21 protein-coding genes are annotated in these 19,307 nt (G+C 66.6%); 12 read left to right on the plus strand and 9 right to left on the minus strand.

Translation table 11 applies throughout. The annotated features are described in order from the left end of the window. Positions 1–33: 33 nt before the first annotated feature. Positions 34–984, plus strand: a complete 951-nt coding sequence (locus EP007_RS08765) for a type I restriction enzyme HsdR N-terminal domain-containing protein (protein ID WP_166035505.1) — start codon at positions 34–36, stop codon at positions 982–984. A 1-nt stretch (position 985) separates the two neighbouring features. On the opposite strand, the gene ddh is transcribed toward EP007_RS08765, so the two are convergent. Both ddh and EP007_RS08775 read right to left on the minus strand, forming a co-directional pair. Next, positions 986–1,915, minus strand: a complete 930-nt coding sequence (ddh, locus tag EP007_RS08770) for a D-2-hydroxyacid dehydrogenase (RefSeq protein WP_128477294.1) — start codon at positions 1,913–1,915, stop codon at positions 986–988. 226 nt (positions 1,916–2,141) lie between these two features. After that, positions 2,142–2,666: a helix-turn-helix domain-containing protein gene (locus tag EP007_RS08775; RefSeq protein WP_166035507.1), complete on the minus strand. Its 525-nt coding sequence runs from the start codon at positions 2,664–2,666 to the stop codon at positions 2,142–2,144. 186 nt (positions 2,667–2,852) lie between these two features. Between EP007_RS08775 and EP007_RS08780 the strand changes: the two genes are divergently transcribed. Together EP007_RS08780 and EP007_RS17425 are read left to right on the plus strand one after the other, a co-directional pair. After that, positions 2,853–3,908, plus strand: coding sequence for a hypothetical protein (locus EP007_RS08780; RefSeq protein WP_128477296.1), 1,056 nt, complete (start codon positions 2,853–2,855; stop codon positions 3,906–3,908). Positions 3,909–4,023: 115 nt separating this feature from the next. After that, positions 4,024–4,164 carry a hypothetical protein gene (locus EP007_RS17425; RefSeq protein WP_166035509.1) on the plus strand — a complete coding sequence of 47 codons (141 nt, stop codon included), beginning with the start codon at positions 4,024–4,026 and terminating at the stop codon, positions 4,162–4,164. Between the two features lie 32 nt (positions 4,165–4,196). On the opposite strand, the gene EP007_RS08785 is transcribed toward EP007_RS17425, so the two are convergent. Together EP007_RS08785 and EP007_RS08790 are read right to left on the minus strand one after the other, a co-directional pair. After that, on the minus strand, positions 4,197–5,483 hold the full coding sequence (locus EP007_RS08785; protein WP_128477297.1) for an NUDIX domain-containing protein: 1,287 nt from the start codon (positions 5,481–5,483) through the stop codon (positions 4,197–4,199). Between the two features lie 88 nt (positions 5,484–5,571). After that, positions 5,572–7,230: an Hvo_1808 family surface protein gene (locus EP007_RS08790; RefSeq protein ID WP_208023476.1), complete on the minus strand. Its 1,659-nt coding sequence runs from the start codon at positions 7,228–7,230 to the stop codon at positions 5,572–5,574. A gap of 452 nt (positions 7,231–7,682) precedes the next feature. Here EP007_RS08790 and EP007_RS08795 point away from each other — a divergent pair, with 452 nt between their 5' ends. Together EP007_RS08795 and EP007_RS08800 are read left to right on the plus strand one after the other, a co-directional pair. Continuing rightward, positions 7,683–8,450 carry a coenzyme F420-0:L-glutamate ligase gene (locus EP007_RS08795; RefSeq protein WP_128477298.1) on the plus strand — a complete coding sequence of 256 codons (768 nt, stop codon included), beginning with the start codon at positions 7,683–7,685 and terminating at the stop codon, positions 8,448–8,450. Continuing rightward, positions 8,437–9,417 carry a 5,10-methylenetetrahydromethanopterin reductase gene (locus EP007_RS08800; RefSeq protein WP_128477299.1) on the plus strand — a complete coding sequence of 327 codons (981 nt, stop codon included), beginning with the start codon at positions 8,437–8,439 and terminating at the stop codon, positions 9,415–9,417. Before EP007_RS08795 ends, EP007_RS08800 begins: the two co-directional genes overlap by 14 nt. A gap of 10 nt (positions 9,418–9,427) precedes the next feature. On the opposite strand, the gene EP007_RS08805 is transcribed toward EP007_RS08800, so the two are convergent. Further along, entirely contained in the window at positions 9,428–9,634 is a 207-nt protein-coding gene (locus tag EP007_RS08805; RefSeq protein ID WP_128477300.1) for a hypothetical protein, read from the minus strand. A gap of 112 nt (positions 9,635–9,746) precedes the next feature. Between EP007_RS08805 and EP007_RS08810 the strand changes: the two genes are divergently transcribed. Beyond that, positions 9,747–10,088, plus strand: a complete 342-nt coding sequence (locus tag EP007_RS08810) for a DUF7573 domain-containing protein (RefSeq protein WP_128477301.1) — start codon at positions 9,747–9,749, stop codon at positions 10,086–10,088. Positions 10,089–10,118: 30 nt separating this feature from the next. Here the strand turns inward: EP007_RS08810 and EP007_RS08815 are convergent, their stop codons facing one another. After that, positions 10,119–10,727 (minus strand): TetR/AcrR family transcriptional regulator, encoded by a 609-nt coding sequence (locus EP007_RS08815; protein ID WP_128477302.1) that lies wholly within the window; start codon positions 10,725–10,727, stop codon positions 10,119–10,121. A gap of 133 nt (positions 10,728–10,860) precedes the next feature. Next, positions 10,861–11,427 carry a hypothetical protein gene (locus EP007_RS08820; protein WP_128477303.1) on the minus strand — a complete coding sequence of 189 codons (567 nt, stop codon included), beginning with the start codon at positions 11,425–11,427 and terminating at the stop codon, positions 10,861–10,863. A 209-nt stretch (positions 11,428–11,636) separates the two neighbouring features. Here EP007_RS08820 and EP007_RS08825 point away from each other — a divergent pair, with 209 nt between their 5' ends. The 5 genes from EP007_RS08825 to EP007_RS08845 all read left to right on the plus strand — a co-directional run bounded on the left by EP007_RS08825 (position 11,637) and on the right by EP007_RS08845 (position 17,341). Further along, positions 11,637–12,614 (plus strand): AAA family ATPase, encoded by a 978-nt coding sequence (locus EP007_RS08825; RefSeq protein WP_128477304.1) that lies wholly within the window; start codon positions 11,637–11,639, stop codon positions 12,612–12,614. Position 12,615: 1 nt separating this feature from the next. Continuing rightward, on the plus strand, positions 12,616–13,749 hold the full coding sequence (locus tag EP007_RS08830) for a DUF58 domain-containing protein (protein ID WP_128477305.1): 1,134 nt from the start codon (positions 12,616–12,618) through the stop codon (positions 13,747–13,749). Further along, a complete protein-coding gene (locus EP007_RS08835) occupies positions 13,746–16,019 on the plus strand; it encodes a transglutaminase TgpA family protein (protein ID WP_243700354.1) in 2,274 nt (757 codons plus the stop codon). The genes EP007_RS08830 and EP007_RS08835 overlap by 4 nt, the downstream gene beginning before the upstream one ends. 165 nt (positions 16,020–16,184) lie before the next feature. Beyond that, complete coding sequence (gene yciH / locus EP007_RS08840) at positions 16,185–16,478, plus strand: stress response translation initiation inhibitor YciH (RefSeq protein WP_128477306.1); 294 nt, start codon at positions 16,185–16,187, stop codon at positions 16,476–16,478. 452 nt (positions 16,479–16,930) lie between these two features. Beyond that, on the plus strand, positions 16,931–17,341 hold the full coding sequence (locus EP007_RS08845) for a DUF5809 family protein (protein ID WP_128477307.1): 411 nt from the start codon (positions 16,931–16,933) through the stop codon (positions 17,339–17,341). A 9-nt stretch (positions 17,342–17,350) separates the two neighbouring features. On the opposite strand, the gene EP007_RS08850 is transcribed toward EP007_RS08845, so the two are convergent. Further along, on the minus strand, positions 17,351–17,842 hold the full coding sequence (locus EP007_RS08850) for a metal-dependent transcriptional regulator (protein WP_128477308.1): 492 nt from the start codon (positions 17,840–17,842) through the stop codon (positions 17,351–17,353). Between the two features lie 231 nt (positions 17,843–18,073). Here EP007_RS08850 and EP007_RS08855 point away from each other — a divergent pair, with 231 nt between their 5' ends. Further along, entirely contained in the window at positions 18,074–18,604 is a 531-nt protein-coding gene (locus tag EP007_RS08855; RefSeq protein WP_128477309.1) for an NUDIX hydrolase, read from the plus strand. 9 nt (positions 18,605–18,613) lie between these two features. On the opposite strand, the gene EP007_RS08860 is transcribed toward EP007_RS08855, so the two are convergent. Continuing rightward, a complete protein-coding gene (locus EP007_RS08860) occupies positions 18,614–19,261 on the minus strand; it encodes a helix-turn-helix domain-containing protein (protein WP_128477310.1) in 648 nt (215 codons plus the stop codon). Positions 19,262–19,307: the final 46 nt, after the last annotated feature.

Consider the following 19,307-nt stretch of genomic DNA (forward strand, 5'->3'; position numbering starts at 1 on the left):
TACGTGAGGAACATCCTCGATGCGAATCCACAGATGGACGAGGCCAACACGAAGGCCAAACTTGTCCGTGACCTGATAGAGCTTCTCGACTGGGATTTTGCGACCGACGTGGAGTTAGAGTATCCGGTTCCGATGGCGACCCGGACTTACAAGGTCGATTACGCGCTCTTGCTGGAGGATACGCCGGTCGTCTTCGTCGAAGCGAAAAGTTCGGACTCGTCGCTCTCGGACGACCACCGCGAGCAACTACGGTCGTACATGCGCAACCAGAACATCGACTGGGGGCTACTCACCAACGGTCGGGAAAACGAAATCTACCAGCGTCACGTCGAAAATGCGAAGGTAACGGTCGAACGCCTCGGTAGTGCAAAGATTGACGAACTGTCTCAGAAGTCGAACCTCCTCTCTGCGCTTTCGAAACAGTCCATCGAAACGGGTGAGGCCGAGCAAATCGCACAGCGAATCACCGAAATCGAACAGGCGAAGGACGAACTTCGAGACAACAAGGAAGAAATCGCTGAGGAAGTCGCGCGAACTATCGCCGAGCGAGTTGGCGACTCGATTTCTAAACAGGCCGAAAACGAGGCGAAGACGCTCGTGGACAATCTTGTCGCTGAGTTGAAAGAAGAGGCGGAGGCTGGATACGCAGAACCCGACACTTCTGATGGGTTCTGGGCGGAGGTAGAACGCGAGATAGGAATCGTGAAACAGGACGGCAATATAATCCTGCAGGAACAAAAGAGTGGAGCGAGTCAACTGCAAGCGTTTGTTAACTTTTTGCTTAGACAAGGCTATCTTGAGGAGACTGATGTTCCTATTCCAATGGGTCGGAAACGTTATCTTGTCAACACCGGACCAGTAGACCAACAAGGAGATAAGATGAAGCGACCGAAGCAGCTAGAAAACGGTCTATTCGTCGAAGCCAATCAAAAAACAGAGCAAATTAAACAAAACATTCTATACCTCGGCGAACAATACTCGTAGCTTACACCACCCGATTCGTCAACTCCGTCCCCGACGCCGCGCGTTCGGCGTTCTCCCGCACCAGTCCCGCAATATGCCGGTAGTAGTCGCGCTCGGCCGCGGCGTGGTGGGGCGTCACCAGCACCTCCTCGAAGTCCCACAGCGGCGACTCCTCGGGCAGGGGTTCTTCCTCGAACACGTCGAGACCCGCGCCCGCGATGTCGCCGTCGCGGAGCGCGCCGACCAGTTCCTCCTGCGCGACGACCGGCCCGCGAGCGACGTTGAGTAGGTAGGCGTCCTCACGCATCGCTGACAGTTCGTCGGCACCGACGAGTCCCGTCGTCTCGTCGGTCAGCGGGACCGCGAGCGCGACGAACCGGGCGTCAGCGACGGCCTCGTGAAGTTCGTCGGGCGTGTAGACCTCCTCGGTGTGTGGCGTCGGGGTGCCCGAGCGCCGGACGCCGACGACCTCCATGCCGAGCGCGTCGGCGCGCTCGGCGATGCCCTGCCCGAGCGTTCCGAGACCGACGACGCAGAGGCGCTCGCCGTCGAGCGTGAACGGGGTGTCCCACGCGGGACGGCTCCACTCGCGGTCGGCCTGCGCGCGGACGTAGGTGTGAAGTCGGCGCGCGAACGAGAGCATGAGACCGACCGCGAACTCGCCGACGCTGGTGTCGTGGATGCCCGTGCTGTTGGTCAGCGCGACGCCTCGCTTCTCGAAGGCGTCGAGAGGGAATCGGTCGTATCCGGCCTGAATCGAGTGAATCCACTGGAGGTCGGCGTCGAGGAACGCGTCGGAGTACCCGAAGGTCACGACCGCGTCGCAGTCGCCCAGTTCGTCGTCGCCGACAACCGGGACCGCGAGGTCGAGGTCCGAGAGTTCCTCGCGGAGTCGTTCCGGCGGAAAGACGGCACTCACCGAGTCGTGAATTCCGAGGCGCTGTATCTGCATGCGTGAGTTTTGTGCGTCTCAGCGGTTGAATCTTCGGGTCGCAGAAGGCGGCTCGGGTAAAAGGCCTCGTCACAAGGGGCTCGGTGGGGGTAACCCTCGTCACTGCCGCCTGCCGGAAGTAGGCGAGTCGGACTTTTGGCTCTTGCGTGTCCGTAGTCGTGTCTCGCCGACGTAACCGACCACGGACTATCGATTACTCCGTCACCCGACGACCGCACGAGCAACGCTACTCCCAGTAGATACTGGCTCCGTCGTCGCTCCCGCCGTCGTCGCCGCGAGCCATCGCCCGAATCTTCTCCCGGTTCACGTTCTCGACCAAGTCGAGAGCGTCGTTCACCCACGCGTAGAGACCGACCCTGAGCCGCTTCTGAACCGTCTCGACCGGAACGGGCGAGTAGACGTTCACGTAGCCGCCGCTTTCGAGGAGTCGCTGGCGCTTGTCCAGCAGGCCGATGTCGGTCAGGTGGTTCAGTTGTCTGCCGACGGTGCTTCGGTCGATATCGAGTCGCTCGGCGATTTCCGCGGCGGTCGCTTCGTTCTCCTCCATGAGACAGAGACAGACGTGTAGTCCCGTCTCGGAGATACCGAAGACGTTCCGAAGGAGGTCCGGAAGTTCCGGCGACTCGACCACTCCGTCGCCATCGACGGCTACCACTCGACCGTCACAGCAGGTTGACGAAACACTGTCGAGCGAGATATTGCCGCACTCTCGGCACTCGTACACTTCGATTCGGTCGCTACCGTGAGCCATACGCTCTTGTTCGGTACAACTCCTCAAGGGTGTTTGGTGGGTCGAGTATCGGACAGTTCGACCGGGAAAGCTGCCGGGGCGCGCCTCCATCGCAAGATAGTCGCTCGTCTCTCGCTTTCGCATGCCGAGCGCACGACCGCACTGCGCTTATGTACACCCCCGTAGTCGGTTTCGCGGGGGAGAACGATGACACACGACAGACGAGAGTTCCTGCAACTCGGCGCGCTCGCGGGGGTCGGCGCGCTGGGAACCGACCGCATCGCCGACGTACCGATTCGATTCGACCGCGACCGGCAGAGCGGCGACCTTGACTGGCCGGGAATCGACGTTCGCGTCACTCAGGAACGCGGGAGGACCGCCCACTGGGTGCTTCCGGGGAGGCGACGGATAAGCGAGTACGTCTTCGGGACGCCGGACAATCCGCGCCGGACCGGCCGACACTGGGTCGATACCGCGGAGGGTCCGGTAAAGCAACTCTTAGAAGAACAGACGTATCAGGTGGGGCTTCCGGTCGAACAGCGCCGGACGACCGAGGACGGGTCGGCATTCACCGTCACCGAAATCCTGACGGGGTACAGCGACGCCGCCGAGGAGGCCGCGGGCGAACTCGACGTGACGTACCGGGACCGCCAGCCGTGGGACACGCCGGGCGAATCAGGTGATACGCGCGACACCGCCGAGGTGACCGCCCGGTTCAACGACCCCGCTGGCAACGAGTACGAGGTGATACTCGACCACATCGTCAAACCGCCGTTTCCGCCGTGGGAGACGGGTGGCGGCGTCGTGACCGGAACGTGGTTACACGGAATCACCGGCACGGGCACGCCGCTCATGCCGCGCCTGTTCAACTACGCGGCGCTGTGGGGCGTCGGGGCGCTACGGGTCAACGACGAACTCGTTGACGAGGGGCGCGTCATCCACTTCATGACCAGCGAGAACGTCCGCAAGGCCGACAGTTACGGGTTGGCGCTCGACGAGGAACTTCCGCTCACGGCGGACGAGCGCTTCCTCGGCCACCCGCACCACACCCACCTGTTCCTGCCGCCCATCAAGGCCACGCCGGAGGGTCCGACGCCGAGTCCGGTGCCGACCCAGTTCGAGTTACCGAACGGCGAGACCCAGCCGTTCGTCCACTTCATGTGGGACCAAGACACTATCGAAGAGGTGGTCGTCCGCGGAGCGAGCGCGGACGAGGGTGAAACAACGACAAGGGAACTCGCTGAGACGACCGACGACAGCTAATCGGTAGCCGCCGACAGTCACCCGTCAACCGAACCTGCGCTGACGGAGCCGTCGTCCGAAGAGAAGATGCCAATACCCCTGCCTCTCGACTGACTACCCGGTTCGTCTGAGTCGGTTGGTTGGCGACGACGACCCGAGCGTCGAGTATCCGACCTGCGTCGCGCTCGTCGGCGTCGCCGGTCTGCTCGCCGTTCGGACGCTCTACGGCGATAGCTCGGCGAGGCGGGCCGTCGGCGCGCCCGCGGACGACGACTGACGGTCAGTCGCGCCACGCCGACGGTTCCGAACTCACTCCTGCCACGCCGACAACTCCCGCAGTTCGTCCGCTACTTCCGAAATCTCTCCCGCGTCCAGCACGCCGCGCTCCGTGACGACGCCCGAGATTGCGTCCGCGGGCGTCGCGTCGAACGTCGGATTCAGTACCTTGATTTCGGCGTCGCCGTCGTACACGTCTTCGGCGTCGCCCTCTTCCGGATACGTCTCGTCGTCGGTCCGCACCTTGTCGCTCGCGGCGACGGCGTAGACCGGGACGCCTTCCCTGTTCGCGGCCAGCGCCGCGCCCCGCGTGCCGGTCTTGTTCACTACGCGCCCGTTGGGGAGTACCGCGTCCGCGCCGACGACCACGGCGTCCACCTCCTCGGTCGCCAGCACGCGAGCGATGGCGGCGTCGGTGTGGAGCGCCACGTCGGTTTCAGTTGCGAGGGCCTCCGCGACGCCGACGCCCTCCCGCGCCGGGCGCGACTCGGCGATGAAGACTTGCTCGGCCGCGGGAAGGGCGTCCAGCACGGTACCCGACCGTGAGAGGGTCAGGACGCGCTCGCCGCGAATTTCGTCGGCGGCGTTCTCGGCGGCCGCCTCGTCGGCGCGGAAGGCGCGCTCGATGCCCTCGCGGGCGGCCCGCTCGACCGCTTCGGCGGTCCGCTCGTCGCTCGCTTCGGCCATTGCGCGATTCACTCGGTTGCCGACTGCGGCCATGCTCGGCCGGGCGTCGAGCAGTCGCTCGGCGATGGCGACGAGTTGGGACCACCTGTCTGCGTCGGGGTCGTTCGCCGCGAACGACCCCGCCCGGTCGCGCAGGACTTCGAGCGCCCGGACCGAAAGGTACGCTGACCCGTGCCTGTCGTCCTCGGCGACCTGCTGAATGGTCGGTCCGACCCGCGAGTAGGACGCCCAGAGGTTCGGGACGGTCTCGCGCCGGAGGATTTCGGTCGGGTGGACCCACTCGAACTCGCTGGTCTCCCAGTTCGTCTCGGCGTCGCGTCGCTCGCAGTCGAAGCAGTAGGGATGGACGGTCCACTCGGTGTCGAGGTCCTTGTCCTCGAAACTGAACGGGACGCCCTCGCGGGCGAGCGTGCAGGCGTCGAGCAGTCCGGTCTCCTCGGCGATTTCTTCGCGGGCCGCGGCGAGCGCGGACTCGGGGGACGCAGTTTGTCTTCCGGCGTCCGGGGCACCTTCGACGTGGCCCGCGACGCCGCCCCACTCGCCGGGGTAGGTGCCGACCTCTTCGGAGCGGCCCAAGAGAAGGACCTCGCCGCGATTCCGCAGAAAGCAGGTGACGACGTGTGTCTCGTCCATACCGACAGATCGGGTTCGGACGGCTTGAATTTCGGGTTCGCACCGCGAAAGAAGTCTCAGCGAAATCGGTCGGCGATGGCGAACGCGCCTACGACGCCGCGGCCGTGACGCTTCCTTCGGCCGTCGTCGCGTTTGCCGTCGCGTTCGTCGTCTCGTTTCCGACTATCTCGGCGGGGTCGGCGACGGTCTCGACGGACTGGTTCGCCGCCGAAATCGGGCCGATATCCCGATTGACTTCCGAGAGACCCTCGACGGTCGGCGCGTTCACGATGGTCACGTTCCGGCCGTCTACCTTCAGGTGGAAGGCGTCGGCGAACCCGCCGTCGGGGATGCGCCACGTATTCGGGCCGACCTGCTCGCCGCCCCAGTATTCGAGGACGCGCTGGTAGCCCCTGATGAACTGCTGGGCGTGCTGTGGCGAGTCCCACGCGAGTTTCCAGACGTAGCCGAGTTCGCCCTCTTCGTTCTCGTAGACGTGGAGTCGGTCGCCGTCCCAGCCAGTCGAGTAGTTCGACTCGTAGTTGAGCGGGTCGGTCTCACTGAGACCGCCCGACTGGTTGTAGTCGAACCACTCTTCGGCCGGGACGATTTCGGTCTCTCTCCCGCTGTCGTAGTACGGGTAGACGAACGTCATCATCACCGCGGCCTCACCGAGTCGGGCGTAGCCGGGCCGGTCGGGCGCTCGTACGCGCTCCCACGCGTCGGTCGTGGCGTCGGTCAGCGTCACGTTCGTCGGCGGGTCACTCCGGTACTTCAGCGGGTGGATGACCTGCTCGGCGCTCGCTGGTAGGTTCGCGTACATCGCGTTCACGGCGTCCCATCCGCCCACGTTCCGGACCATCCGGACGAACGCGGGACCGTCGCTGTACGGTTGGAACTTCAGCAGGTAGACGCCGATGTTGGCGAGTTCGCCGCGCTGGCCGCGCTCGGGCGCGTCGAGACACTGCCACCCCTCGCTACACCGTCGCTCGTAGAGCGTTTCGGTGTAACTCGCGTCGCCCTCGACGAGACCGTTCCGGGCGTTCACTTGGTCGCGCAGTTTCGCGTCGAACGGACTTCCGGCGAGGTCGAACTGCTGGTCCTGCCACGCGTGCATCAGTTCGTGCGCGAGCGTCAACTCGTCGAGGCGAAGCTCCTCGGCGCTTTCAGCGATGACCACTATTTCGTCGGTCTGCGGGCTGTAGAACCCGAGGACGCCGCTCCCGCGGTTCTCGGTCTGGACCGCGATGGAGTCGTTGTCCTCGCCGACGAGCAACAGGGCCTCGAACTTCCCGTTGTCGAACGTCCGAAGTCGCTCGGGGACGTTCTGGCTCGCCTGCGCTCGCCGGAACTCCTCGCGGCTAATGACCGACACGGGAACGGTCTGGTCGAATTCGACGCACCGCACCGCCTCGACGCGGGCCATCGTCCGCGAGACGATTCGCTTGCGCTCGCCCCGCTGGACCCCGTCGCTCTGGTCCACGTCGATGGACTCGTCGTACCAGATGCCGTTCTCCCACCCCCTCACGTCGGAGTCGGGGTCCGACCCGTTCTCGGGCGGGGTCGCCGCGCAACTCGCGGTCCGGGCCGCGTCGCTCCCGTCCTGTGCGCTCGCGCTCGGCGTCGGTTCCGCCGGGGTGACCCCTGTGTCGGTGTCTCCGGGCGTCGCGTCGGCGTCCGCGCCACTGAGCGTCGCCCCGGCGACTCCCGACCCGAGCAGTGCGATTACCAATAGTACGGCCGTCAGTCTACTGCCCCGTGGTTGCATTACCCACATCTCCCCCGAGAGAAAGCACGGACGCGTCGGGGATAAAGGTCATCGCCCGCGAGTGTGGAGCGTCGGGAGAGGTTGTCAGTCTCGCTTGTGGGTCTCGGTGGACGGATTCGAAGAAGCTAGCTTCAGACTTGAGACACTCATACTGCACCCGCACGGCACCGTGACCGCGAACCTCACGCCTCCCCAACCGATTCGCTCACTCTCTCACTACGTTCGGTCGTTCACTCATCCACCGTCAGAGGCACACTCTGACGAGCCTGCACTCGCTTCGCTCGCGCAGACCTCTCGCGGATGGGCGCGGCGCGCAGTTGTGCGCCGCGCCCGCAAGCGCCGGACGATGTTTCTACCAGCGCGCTCGTCTCTTCTCCTGCCACCGAGCACCGCCGTCGTATCGCTTGCCCATTTCGGGCGGGTTTTTACCGCCGACGCGCCAATCTCCGGGCATGGACGTGTTCGCGGTGCCGGGACTCCCTGAAGTCCGGCCGGGCGACGACCTCGCGGCCCTCGTGGAGGCGCAGGCCGACCTTCGAGACGACGACGTACTGCTGGTCGCCAGCACCATCGTCTCGAAAGCGGAGGGGCGGCGCGCCGACTTGGAGGAGTTCCCGGCGGGACCCAGAGCGACGGAACTCGCGGAACGACTCGAAGACATCTCCGGCGAGGAGAAAGACCCCCGGTTCGCGCAGGCCGTGCTTGAGGAGAGTACCGAGATAATCATGGACGCGCCGTTCCTGCTGACGGCGACGAAGTTCGGCCACGTCGGCGTCAACGCGGGCATCGACCGCTCGAACGTGGGCGACGATGGCGCAGACCTCCTGCTCCTGCCCGAACGCCCGAGCGAGAGCGCGGCCCGGATTCGCCAAAATCTCGATGCCGACCCCGCCGTCGTCGTGACCGACACCTCCGGGCGACCCTTCCGTCACGGCCAGCGCGGAGTCGCAATCGGGTGGTCGGGCATCCCGGCCTCGCGCGACTGGCGCGGCGAGGAGGACCGCGACGGCCACGAACTCGAAGTCACCGTCGAGACCGTGGTGGACGAACTCGCGGCGGCCGCAAACCTCGTGACCGGCGAGGGCGACGACGGTCTCCCCGTGGCGGTCGTCCGCGACTGGGAGTTCGGCGACCACGAGGGGAGCGACAACCTCTACCGCGACGTGGACGGCGACTTCGTCCGGCAGGCGCTCAGGGGGTGGGAGTTTGCGCGGAATTGAACTCACGCCCGAGCATCCGATTTCGGACCTCGTGGAAATCGGCCAGCGCGCCGAAAACGAGGGCTTCGACGCCCTCTTTGCCAGTTGCCACTACAACAACCGCGACCCCTTCGCCGTCCTCGATAGGGTGGCCGCGGCGACCGACGACCTCCGGGTCGGGCCGGGCGTCGCCAACCCCTACGAGACTCATCCGGTCTCGCTCGCGTCGCGGGTCGCCACGCTTGACGAGGTCAGCGACGGCCGGGCGCTCTGCGGTCTCGGCGCGGGCGACCGCTCGACGCTCCGAAATCTCGGCTTCGAGCGCGACAGGCCGCTCCGGCGCGTGCTGGAGGCGATGAAGGTCTCCCAGAAGCTCTGGGCGGGCGAGCGCGTGGACCACGACGGCACCTTTCAGGCGACCGACGCGGGCCTTAACTACCCGGACGCCGTGAGCGACGTGCCGGTCTACGTCGGCGCGCAGGGACCCCACATGATTCGGATGGCCGCGAAACACGCCGACGGCGTGCTGGTCAACGCCTCGCACCCCGACGACTTCGCGTGGGCCGACGAGCAGGTCGGGCAGGGGTTGGCCGACAGGCCCGACGGGCGCGGCGACTTCGACTTTGCGGCCTACGCCAGCGTCAGCGTCGCCGAGGACGCCGACGCGGCGCGGGAGGCCGCGCGCCCGCCGGTCGCGTTCATCGCGGCCGGAGCGGCCCCGCCGGTCCTCGACAGACACGGCATCGACCGCGAGCGGGCCGAGGCAATCGGCGAGACCATCGAGTCGGGCGACTTTGCGGCGGCGTTCGAGCGCGTGACGCCCGCGATGATAGACGCCTTCTGCATCGCTGGCACGCCCGACGAAGCCGCCGAGAAGATGGCGGGCGTGCTGGAGTACGCCGATAGCTTCGTCGCCGGGTCGCCGCTCGGTCCGGACCCGACGGAGTCGGTCGGTCTCGTCGCGGCGGCGCTGGACGAGGCCGAGTAGAAGGAGAACGTTATCGGCGCTGTGCGGGCGGTTGTCCGACCGAGTCGGGCATGATGAAGTCGATGGCCGCGCCCGCCGCGAGGTACGCCAGCGCGAGCGACGACCCCGCGACGAAGACGAACCCGACCGCCAGCAGGATGATGGAAGTGGGGAACGCCAGCGCGGCGTCGGTGAAGTAGCCGATCATGTCCACGACGTTCTGGATGATGCTCGCCATGTCTACATCTGTGGAGTCGGGATACTTGTTTGCTCCGTATGCGTGCGAGCGGTCTACCGGCTATCGACTGCGCTCCGCTACCCTTACGACGGGGGCCGCCGTAGTCGCGGCCGTGCCAGAGGACGCATCGCTCGACGCCTTCGCGTCGCCCGACGAGGAGGCCGACGACGCCGAAAACAGCGACGCCGAGACGGACGAATCGGAACTCGCCGACGCTGAACCGACCGATTCGGACGCGCCCGCTGGCGATTCGGCGACTGCCGAATCGCCAGCGGACTCGACGCCGACCGATTCCACCCCGACTGTCGAGGACGCCGACCCCGCCGTCTCGACCTACGGGTGGTCGCCGGAGGGCGGCGAGTGCGCCGACTGCGGCGCGTCGGCCGAGCGCCGCTGGCGGGCCGACGGCGAGCGACACGGCGCGCTGGTCTGTGCCGACTGCAAGGAGTGGTAGTCGTCGCGGGGCGCGCGGCGCGTCGCTTTTTCACTTCGGTTTCAGCAGGCGAGTCTCGATGTACGCGTCCAGTTCGTCGCGGGCGTCCCGCGTCGTCTCCGGGCAGTTGGTCGTCACGGAGTCGGTCATCGCGCCGTTGGCGAGCGTGAGCAGAAATCCGGCGGTCTGGTCGGGGTTCACCTCCCTGAAGGTGCCCTCCTCGATGCCATCCGCGATGATGTCGGCGATATGCTGGCGGAAAAACTGGTTGCTCCGAGTGAACTGCGCCTCGTAGTCGGTGTCGTGGACCGCCTGCGCGCGCAGTTCCACGACGACTCCGGCGAACTCCTCGCTCGGCCCGGCGTCCCCGGCGGCGAACGCCCCGACGAACGACCGGAGTCGTTCGTCGGCGCGCGCGCCCTCCCCGAGGGGCACGCCCTCCTCGAAGTAGTCGAGGACGAACCCCAGGAAATCGACCAGCAGGTCGTCTTTCCCGTCGTGGTGGTGATAGAGCAGTGACTTGCTCTTGTCGAACTCGTCGGCGATGCGTTGAATCGTCAGGTCGGCGTAGCCGTACTCAACGAGCGCCTGATAGGTGGCTTCCATGATGGCCACGCGGGTGTCGTCGGCCGAGTCGTCGAAGAGACCATCGGGCGGCATGTGATTGGCGAAATCGTAGCACGGGGCGAACTTTAACTCTCGTATTTATTTGTTGTAACTTTCAACTTCGAGCTAGAAATGGCGTGAATCGAAAGACGTTGGAGACGTCGGCGTTCGACCGACGCGAAGCGTCTCACCGAGTCGTCTCTCGGGATGGCTTCGATATCTCGCGGTCGTCGCTGACCGACTGCTCGCCGCGACTCGACGATTCGTCGTCGCCTAAATCCTCGGTTTCGGGCGTACTCAGTTCGTCCAGCGCGCACTCGGCGCAGTAGGAGTTGCGGCCCGCCGACGCCGTGAGAACCGGAACTCCGGCGAGGACGTACTCTTCGCGGTAGCGACGCACGACCCCGCGCTCGACGCCCGCGCCGCACCGCACGCACTGCTCCGGGTGGGTTTCGTGGGGTCGAACGACGCGCTGGTCTACCGTCGTCGCCCGCCCGAACCGACCGATTCCGTGACGCCGTTCGATTCGATCGCGGAGTCCCGGATGGACAGATACGCCCAAAGCGAGAAAGAGGGCCGAAAACACCGTGAGGACCGCGAGCGGACCGACCGCCGCGCGACTGCTGAACGCGTGGGCGACGACGCTGACCGCGGCCGCCAGACCTAGAAGAATAGAAAGCCAGCCAGCGATTTCGTACAGGATACCGGAGATAACCTCTGCCAGCGGTTCTTCCCGACGGGCGTCAGTGGCCATACGGGTCGAACGCGCTCTTGGCCCGTAATTCTTGTTCTTCTCCCGTCACGTATCACTCGTCGGGAATCGAGTGGTAATTACCAAACAGGTTATCGCCGGGACAAAAGTTTCAAAGGTGGCCCCGAAACGTACGTGTAGTACCCGCACGCTTCGGCGGCCGACGGTCCGGTCGCCGACTGTTCCGCCCTCTGCGTGCAGACCACCAATCCATGACGGAAGCTAACTCCCCTCAGCGACGAACCGACGCGTCACCCGACCCGCTCCCGGTAGACGAGGCGGCCGCCGTCGCCGAGCGCGTGGTCGAGAACGTCGAGCGGGTCATCGTGGGCCACCACGACGTGACCGAACACATCGTCACGGCCATTCTCGCTCAGGGCCACCTCCTGCTTGACGACGTGCCCGGCGTCGGCAAGACGATGCTCGCCCGGTCGCTCGCCCGCTCCATCGACTGTGAGTTCTCGCGGGTCCAGTTCACGCCCGACCTAATGCCGACCGACGTGACCGGCGTCAACGTCTTCGACGAGCGCACGCGGGAGTTCGAGTTCCGGCCCGGTCCCGTCTTCGGCAACGTGGTCCTCGCCGACGAAATCAATCGCGCGCCGCCCAAAACCCAGTCGGCCCTGCTGGAGGCGATGGAGGAGACCCAAGTCACCGTGGACGGCGAGAGCTACGAACTCGACCAACCCTTCACCGTCATCGCTACCCAGAACGACGTGGAGGCCGACCGAACCTACGACCTCCCCATCGCCGAGGTGGACCGATTCACCAAGCGCCTGACGCTGGGCTACCCCTCCCCTGAGGACGAGTCGGAGGTCCTGCGTCGCGTGACCGGCGGCCACCCCATCGACGAGTTGGAGTCGGTTGCGACCGCCGAGGACGTGCTGGCCGCCCGCGAAACCGTCGAGAACGTCACCGCCGAGGCCGCCGTCCGGGAGTACGTCACCCGACTAGCCAACTACACCCGCGACCACGCCGACCTCGGCGTGAGTCCCCGCGGGTCCATCGCGCTCCTCCGGTCGGCCCAAGCCCGCGCGGTCTTGGAGGGCCGCGACTACGTGATTCCCGACGACGTGCAGTCCGAGGCCGAGAGCGTCCTCGCCCACCGAGTCCGGACCGGCGCGGCGTCGGGCGGGAAGTCTGGTCGGGAACTGATAACTGAGGCCGTCGAGTCGGTTCCGGTGGAGTGAGATGCTGACCCGACGCGGATGGGCGCTCGCGGCCGTCGCGGTCGTCGGCTTCTCGATGGCCGCGTGGTTCAGCGCCCGCTCGTTGAACGCGGTGGTCGGTCCCGTCGCGGTCGCACTCGTCGCGGGCTACGCGCAGGTCCGGTACGCGGGACAACTGGAACTCCGAACCGAGACGCCCGAGTACGGATTCGCCGGAGAGACGGTCTCGGTCGCGCTCGACTTCGAGGCCCCGACGCCGTTGGCCGCGACGGTCCGCCTCGACGCCGACGACGGTCTCGACGTGGCGGACACCGAAGTCGAGACGACCATCGCCGACGAGTCGCTGGCGTTCGACGTGACGCTCCGGGAGCGCGGCGTCCGGTCGGTCGGCCCGGTCGAAGTCGTCGCCGAGGACGTACTCGGCGTCTGGTCGGAGACCTACACCTACCCCGTCAGCAACGACCTTGTGGTGTTCCCCGAGATTCACCACCTGCACGACGCGGGCGACCTCGCGGCGCTCCGCCGGGAGTTCGGCATCGGCGGGCGCGACCGGTTCGACCAACTCCGGGAGTACGAGCGCGGCGATCCGCTCCGGGACGTTCACTGGAAGTCCAGCGCCAAGCGCGCGGCCGACGACCTCGTGGTGATGGAGTTCGAGACCGAGACCGACCGCGAACGGGTCGAACTGCTCGCGGAGGCCGAGGGCGGCCGGATGGACGACGTGGCTGCGGCGGCCGCGAGCGTCTTGACCCACCTGCTCGACGCCGGACTCGCAGTCGGTCTGACTGTCCCCGGTGGTCGGGTCGAACCCGACGCGGGACCGGACCACCGCACCGAACTGCTGACCCTGTTAGCCCGGACCTATCCCGGCACGGTCGGCGACTCGCGCCGGGAGGGGACCGACGTTCTCGTCCGCTCGGACGCCGAGGACGACGACGTGCTGGTCACCGTTGGCGACCGGACCGTCACGTTCGGACAACTGTCCGGCGGGCGCGAGCGGTCCGCGAGCGGCGACGGCGCTGGTGAACACCGGGACTTAGGCGCTCGGGGGTCGGCAGACACCGGTGGCCCGAGCGACACCGCGGACTCGACGGACACCGACACGACCGCCGTCACCGACGGCGGGGCGGCGTTCGCCGGAGGTGAGTCGAAGTGAGCGCGGACGGCGCGGTCGGCCGCGCGCTCGAACTGGGCGACGCGACGGTGTCGTACCACTGGCTCGCGGTCGGGTCGCTGGGCGTCACGGCGGCGGCGTACCTGAGCGTCCTCTTCCACGTCACCGACGTGGTGGGCGGGACGACGACGCTGGTCGCGCTCCTCGTCGTGACGCTCCTCGCCGGGGCGGCGACTGCCCGGCGACTCCGCCCGCTTCAGGCCGCCGCGCTCGCGGCCGTCCTGCTGGCGGTCGGACTCGTCGGCTACTACCTCGCGGTGCCGAGTACGTATCTGGTCGCGTTCTCGCTCGAAAAGGTCGTCGGCGACAACATCGCGCTGTTGACGGGACTGTCGGTCCTCCGGATGACCGAGGTCGGCGCGTGGGCGCTCGGAGTCGCCCCGGCGATGGTGTTCGCGCCGTGGTATCTCGTCCTCCGGCGTCGTTACGCGCTGGCGGTCGGCGCGGCCGGGACCGCGCTGGGCTTTTTCGTGCTGACCGGCGACCTCGGCCAGTTCGCCACGCTCGTCGGGACGCTCGGGACCGCCGCGACCCTCGGCTTCGGAACCTTGGCGCGCCGGGGCGGGACCGCCGCGCAGGTCGATACGCTGGCGGTCGTGCTGGTCGGGATGGTGGTGCTGTCCTCGACGGTCAGCATCGTGCCCGGCGGCGCGGCGAGTCCCATCCTGCCGGGCGGCGGCGCGAGTACCCCGACCGTCGAGGACGCGTTCGTCACCAACGACGAGCGCATGTCGATTCAGGGGTCGATTCGTCTCTCGCCGAAGGTCCGGTTCTCGGTCGAATCGGACGAGCGGAACTACTGGCGGGTGGCGGCCTACGACCGCTACGACGGCAACGGCTGGATTCGGACCGGCGACGCCACCGACTACCGCTCGCGGGCCGGGCCGCCCGGTCCGACGCGCACCGTTGAGCAGACCGTCACGGTCGAGACCGAGCGGATGGGCGCGATGCCCGCGGCGTGGAAGCCGACTCGGTTGGTCGCGGGCGACCGCGACAACACCCGCATCAGCTCGCTCGGGGCGTACGACCCTGTGGGCGCGCTCCGGCAGGGCGAGTCCTACACGGTCGAGAGTCGCGTCCTCAACGTTACCGACAGGCAACTCCGACTAGCTGGCACCGACTACCCCGAGTACGTCGAGAACCGCTATCTCCAACTACCGGGCAGTTCGGCCGACCGCATCCGACAGCGGACGAACCGAATCACCGCGGCGGCGAACGCGACGACGCCGTACGAGAAAGCCGAGACCGTCGAGCGGTGGCTGGAGACCAACAAGGACTACTCCCAGAACGTCTCTCGACCGGACGGCAACATCGCCGAGAGCTTCATCTTCGACATGGAGGCGGGCTACTGCACCTACTACGCCACCGCGATGGTGTCGATGCTCCGGACCCAAGACGTTCCCGCCCGGTTCGTCGTGGGCTACACGCCCGGCGAGCGCGTCGCCGAGGACGAGTGGGTCGTTCGCGGACTCGACTCCCACGCGTGGGTCGAAATCTACGTCCCGGAGATGGGATGGGTGAAGTTCGACCCCACGCCCGGCGGCTCGCGCCAACAGGTCGAGAACAATCGCGTCGAGCAGGCCCGCCAGAACAACGTCTCGGACGTTGACACCGACGAGAGCGCACAATCGACGTGGACGCCCACGACGACCGAGACGACGACGGTCGCCGACGACCCCGAGACGACCGCCGCCGGGAACGAGACGACCGGTCCGGACACGTCGAGTCCCGGTCTCGAAGACCGACAACCCATCAATCCCGACGAGGGCCTGAACGGAACCGACGGGTTCACCACCAGCGACGGAACCGGGCCGGGAGGCGACTCCGGGGACGAGGGCGGCGGGATTCCGATTTCTGCGCCGTCGCGCGAACAGGCGGTGCTGGGCGCGCTCGTGGTCGTGGGCCTGCTCGCAGTCGCGCGCCGGACCGGCCTACTGGACCGCGCGCGACGGGCGGTCTGGCTCCGGTGGCAACCCCGCCGGGACCCCGAGACCGACGTGAACCGGGCGTTCGACAGGCTCGAACGACTGCTCGCCGGGGAGTACCGCGAGCGCGAACCGGGCGAGACGCGCCGCGAGTACCTCGCGGCGCTGGAGACCCGCTACGGTCTCGACGACCGGGCCGAGCGCGTCGGGACCATCTACGAGCGAGTCCGCTACGCCGGAGCGGTCGAGGACGGTCTCGCCGAGGAAGCGGTGGCGCTAGTGGACGAACTCGTCCGAGACCGCCGGGGACTCTTTGGCGAGCGGTGAGAGTTCGACGGGGAGTGGAGTCTGGCGGGCGCCGACGCCGTGGCAGGCGGTGAGACGCCGCAGCGTCGCCCCGAGCGGTCGCGTTCTCGTTCGGTTTTTCTCGCGAGTCAGGTCGGGTAACTAGCGACACAGTTTTGTACCCCTACGACCAATTCCCGAACTGTAATGTCGGAAGTGTGCTCGACGTGCGGGCTGCCTCAAGAGCTCTGCGTCTGCGAGGACGTTGCCAAAGAGTCCCAGCAGATTAATATCCGCATCGACGAGCGACGCTACGGTAAAGAGGTAACGATTATCGAAGGCTTCGACCCCAAGGATGTCGATCTGGACAGTTTGTCCTCGGACCTCAAGTCCAAGTTCGCCTGCGGCGGGACCGTCGAGGACGGCCAGATAGAGCTTCAGGGCAACCACACCGGGCGCGTCGAGGATTTCCTACGTGACAAGGGTTTCAACGTAGCCTAACCTCGCGTCGGTTTTGCGCTGTGTTATAGGGTCAACGAGTAACTACCACAATCTGGCCGGGCGATTGCGGCCTGTCGCTCCTCGGCGTCGCCGCGCTCGGCCATCTCCGTCGTTCCTTACCACCGAGAGAGCTATCTTTTCCAATGCTCGTTCAGGTCTCAGACGCTCGTTCCGCCCTCGGTCGAACCTGACCGTCGGTAGATACTTTTCGGTCTCGGTCGTACTCGCGTCCATGAGTTCCCGCTCGGACGCCGATTTCGACGACGGAGAGAAAAACGAACTCCTCGACCGCATCGTGAACTTCCTCGCCACGTCCCTCCCGTAGCGCGCCAGAGGGTCGTCGGAGCGCGGCGCGACGCCGATGACGCCCGAGCGACGCCACCGCCAGATGAGCGAAGACGGCACCGAGCGAGGACGAAACCAAGTAGTCCCCGGCCGCCGAACGCCCGGCTATGGAGACTCACGGCTTTCTCGCACCCGAGACGGAAACCGAGGCCCGCGACCGCTACGAGGCGGTCGGCCCGGCGGCCCAGACCGTCGTCAAGGAAACCGCGAAAGCGATGCAGTTCGCGCCCGACGAGTACGACAAGCGCGTGACCGGCGAGGTCATCGAGACCGCCCGCGACGCCCTGTTCGCGTCGCTTCTCGAAGTTCGGACCGGCACGCGAGAGGAGTACGAGGAGTGGCTGGCTGACCGCGACCGCGAGGTACTCGAAGAGGGCGCGGAGAACGTCGATAACGTCGCGTGGCACGACGCGCTCGGCGAGACCGCGGTCGCCGCGACCTACCAGAGCGAGGAGCGCGCGGCGGTGGCGACCCTCCGACGGCAGGCGTTCGGGCGCGTCTACCGAGAGTTGCTGTAAGGTCGCCGCTTAGGACTGGGACTCGGACTCGACGCGCTCGGCGGTCGTTTGTACCTCGTCGCTACACTCGCTGTACTCGTCGTGGGGCGCGCGACACTTCCCGTCGCAGGGGTGGTCCACGAGGTCCTTGAGGCGATGGGCCGCCTCCTCGGAGAGGACCTGCCCGAGCGCGCGGGGGTCCGGCGCGTCATCCTTGTCGGTCTCGCGGAGCGTCGCCACGTCCACATCGAGGTCGTCTTTGAGGAAGTTCTCGGCGACGCAGCGCCGCCACGCGAACTCGCGGGCGGCCGACTCGCCCTCGCCAGTGAGGACGACGCCCTCGTACTTCTCGTAGTCGGCGAGTTCCCGGTCGGCCAACGTCGTGACCATGTTGGTGACGCTCGCGTCGCTCACGTCCAGCACCGCGGCGAGTTCGCCGGTCTCGGCCCGCCGGTCGGTCTCGGCAGTGAGCAGGTGGATGGCCCGGAGGTAGCGCCCGACGCTTTCGGATACCTCGGTCATGCTACTAGCGTAGTTGTGAGAGGGTATAATTTTGTTCCCGGATACCTACGGGACGCGAGTTGATACTGTCGTGCAACGGTGGAGGACGAGTGAGAGCTAGCTATTGCCGACACCACTCATACCCCATCCCCACCGCATCAGCCACGCGCCGACCGTAAAGTGGTGAAACTCCGAGGTAGCACCGTCTCCGAAGTAGCCACGTTTTAGCCCTCTGACCCCGACCCAGTTCCCATGAGCGACGACTGGCGCGTCATCGAGTCGGTCGAAGAGTACGAAACCGTGTGGTACACCGGCGGCTACGACCTCGTGGAGCAACCCGACGGGTCCACGAAGCGCTACTACTGGGCCGAACTTCCGCCCGCGGTCGTTATTTTGGCCGTCACCGACGGACAGGTCGTCTTCGTCGAGCAGTACCGACCAGTCATCCGCGAGGAGTGTCTGGAGTGTCCGGCCGGAATCGTGGAGGACGGCGAGTCCTACACCGAGGCCGGAGCGCGCGAGTTGCGCGAGGAGACCGGCTTCGACCCCGCGGGCATCAGCCTGCTGGAGGACTTCTACTGCTCGACCGGCGTCCTGCGCCACGAGCGAGGCATCGTCTTCGCGGAGGGACTGACCCCCGTCGAGCGCGAACTGGACAGCAACGAGTTCCTCTCGGTCCGAGCCATGCCCGTCGAGGACGCCCTTGACGCCGCACGCGAGGACCCGGCAAACGACGCCACCATCGAGGCGCTCCTGCTTGCCGAGAAGGAGGGCCTGCTCTGAGGGGGGACCTCACGACTCCGTGACCAGCGTCCGCGCGATGAGTTTCGACTCGGCGCGGCGCATCCGCCCGGACACCGCGGTGGGCGACAGGCCCAGTTCCTCGGAGAGTTCTTCCAGAGTGATGTCGCGCGGTTCTTCGAAGTAGCCGCGTTCGAGCGCGGTCAGTAGCGTCTCGCGTTGCTCGGGCGTCAATCCGTAGTTCCCGTCGGCGGCGAGTTCGGTCAGCGTGTGGAGTCGCCGCAGTTCCAGCGAGATGTCGCGTTCGACGCACTTCGATTGGAACGCCCGCACGTCGTCGTGGTCCGCGAACCGGAGTTCGAACCGCCACGCGTCGTCCTGCCCGCTGGCCTCCAACACGGTGGCGTCGGTGGCCCGGAGGATTCGCCCGAGGTCGGTCGTGCCCTCGGCCCACACTACCCGGTAGAGAACGCGGTCGTCTATGCCTTCGACTCGCTCCAGCGACTCCACGACCGACTGCTCGCGGACCGTCTCGGCGAACGCCGCCAGATTCGAACCCCACGCCCAGAAGAACGGCAGAATCTCTCTGCGGGTCGGCACGACCTTCTCCAACTCGACGCGCACGTTGGGGTGGGCCGCGAGCACGTCGCCCAGCGCGAACGCCTCCGCTGGCGTCGTGAACTCCGCGATGATGCTCATTCCCTTCTAGGAAGACGCCCACACCTAAAACCGAAGTGGCACCCGG

The organism is Halorussus pelagicus (genome assembly GCF_004087835.1).
Classification (GTDB): Archaea; Halobacteriota; Halobacteria; order Halobacteriales; family Haladaptataceae; genus Halorussus; species Halorussus pelagicus.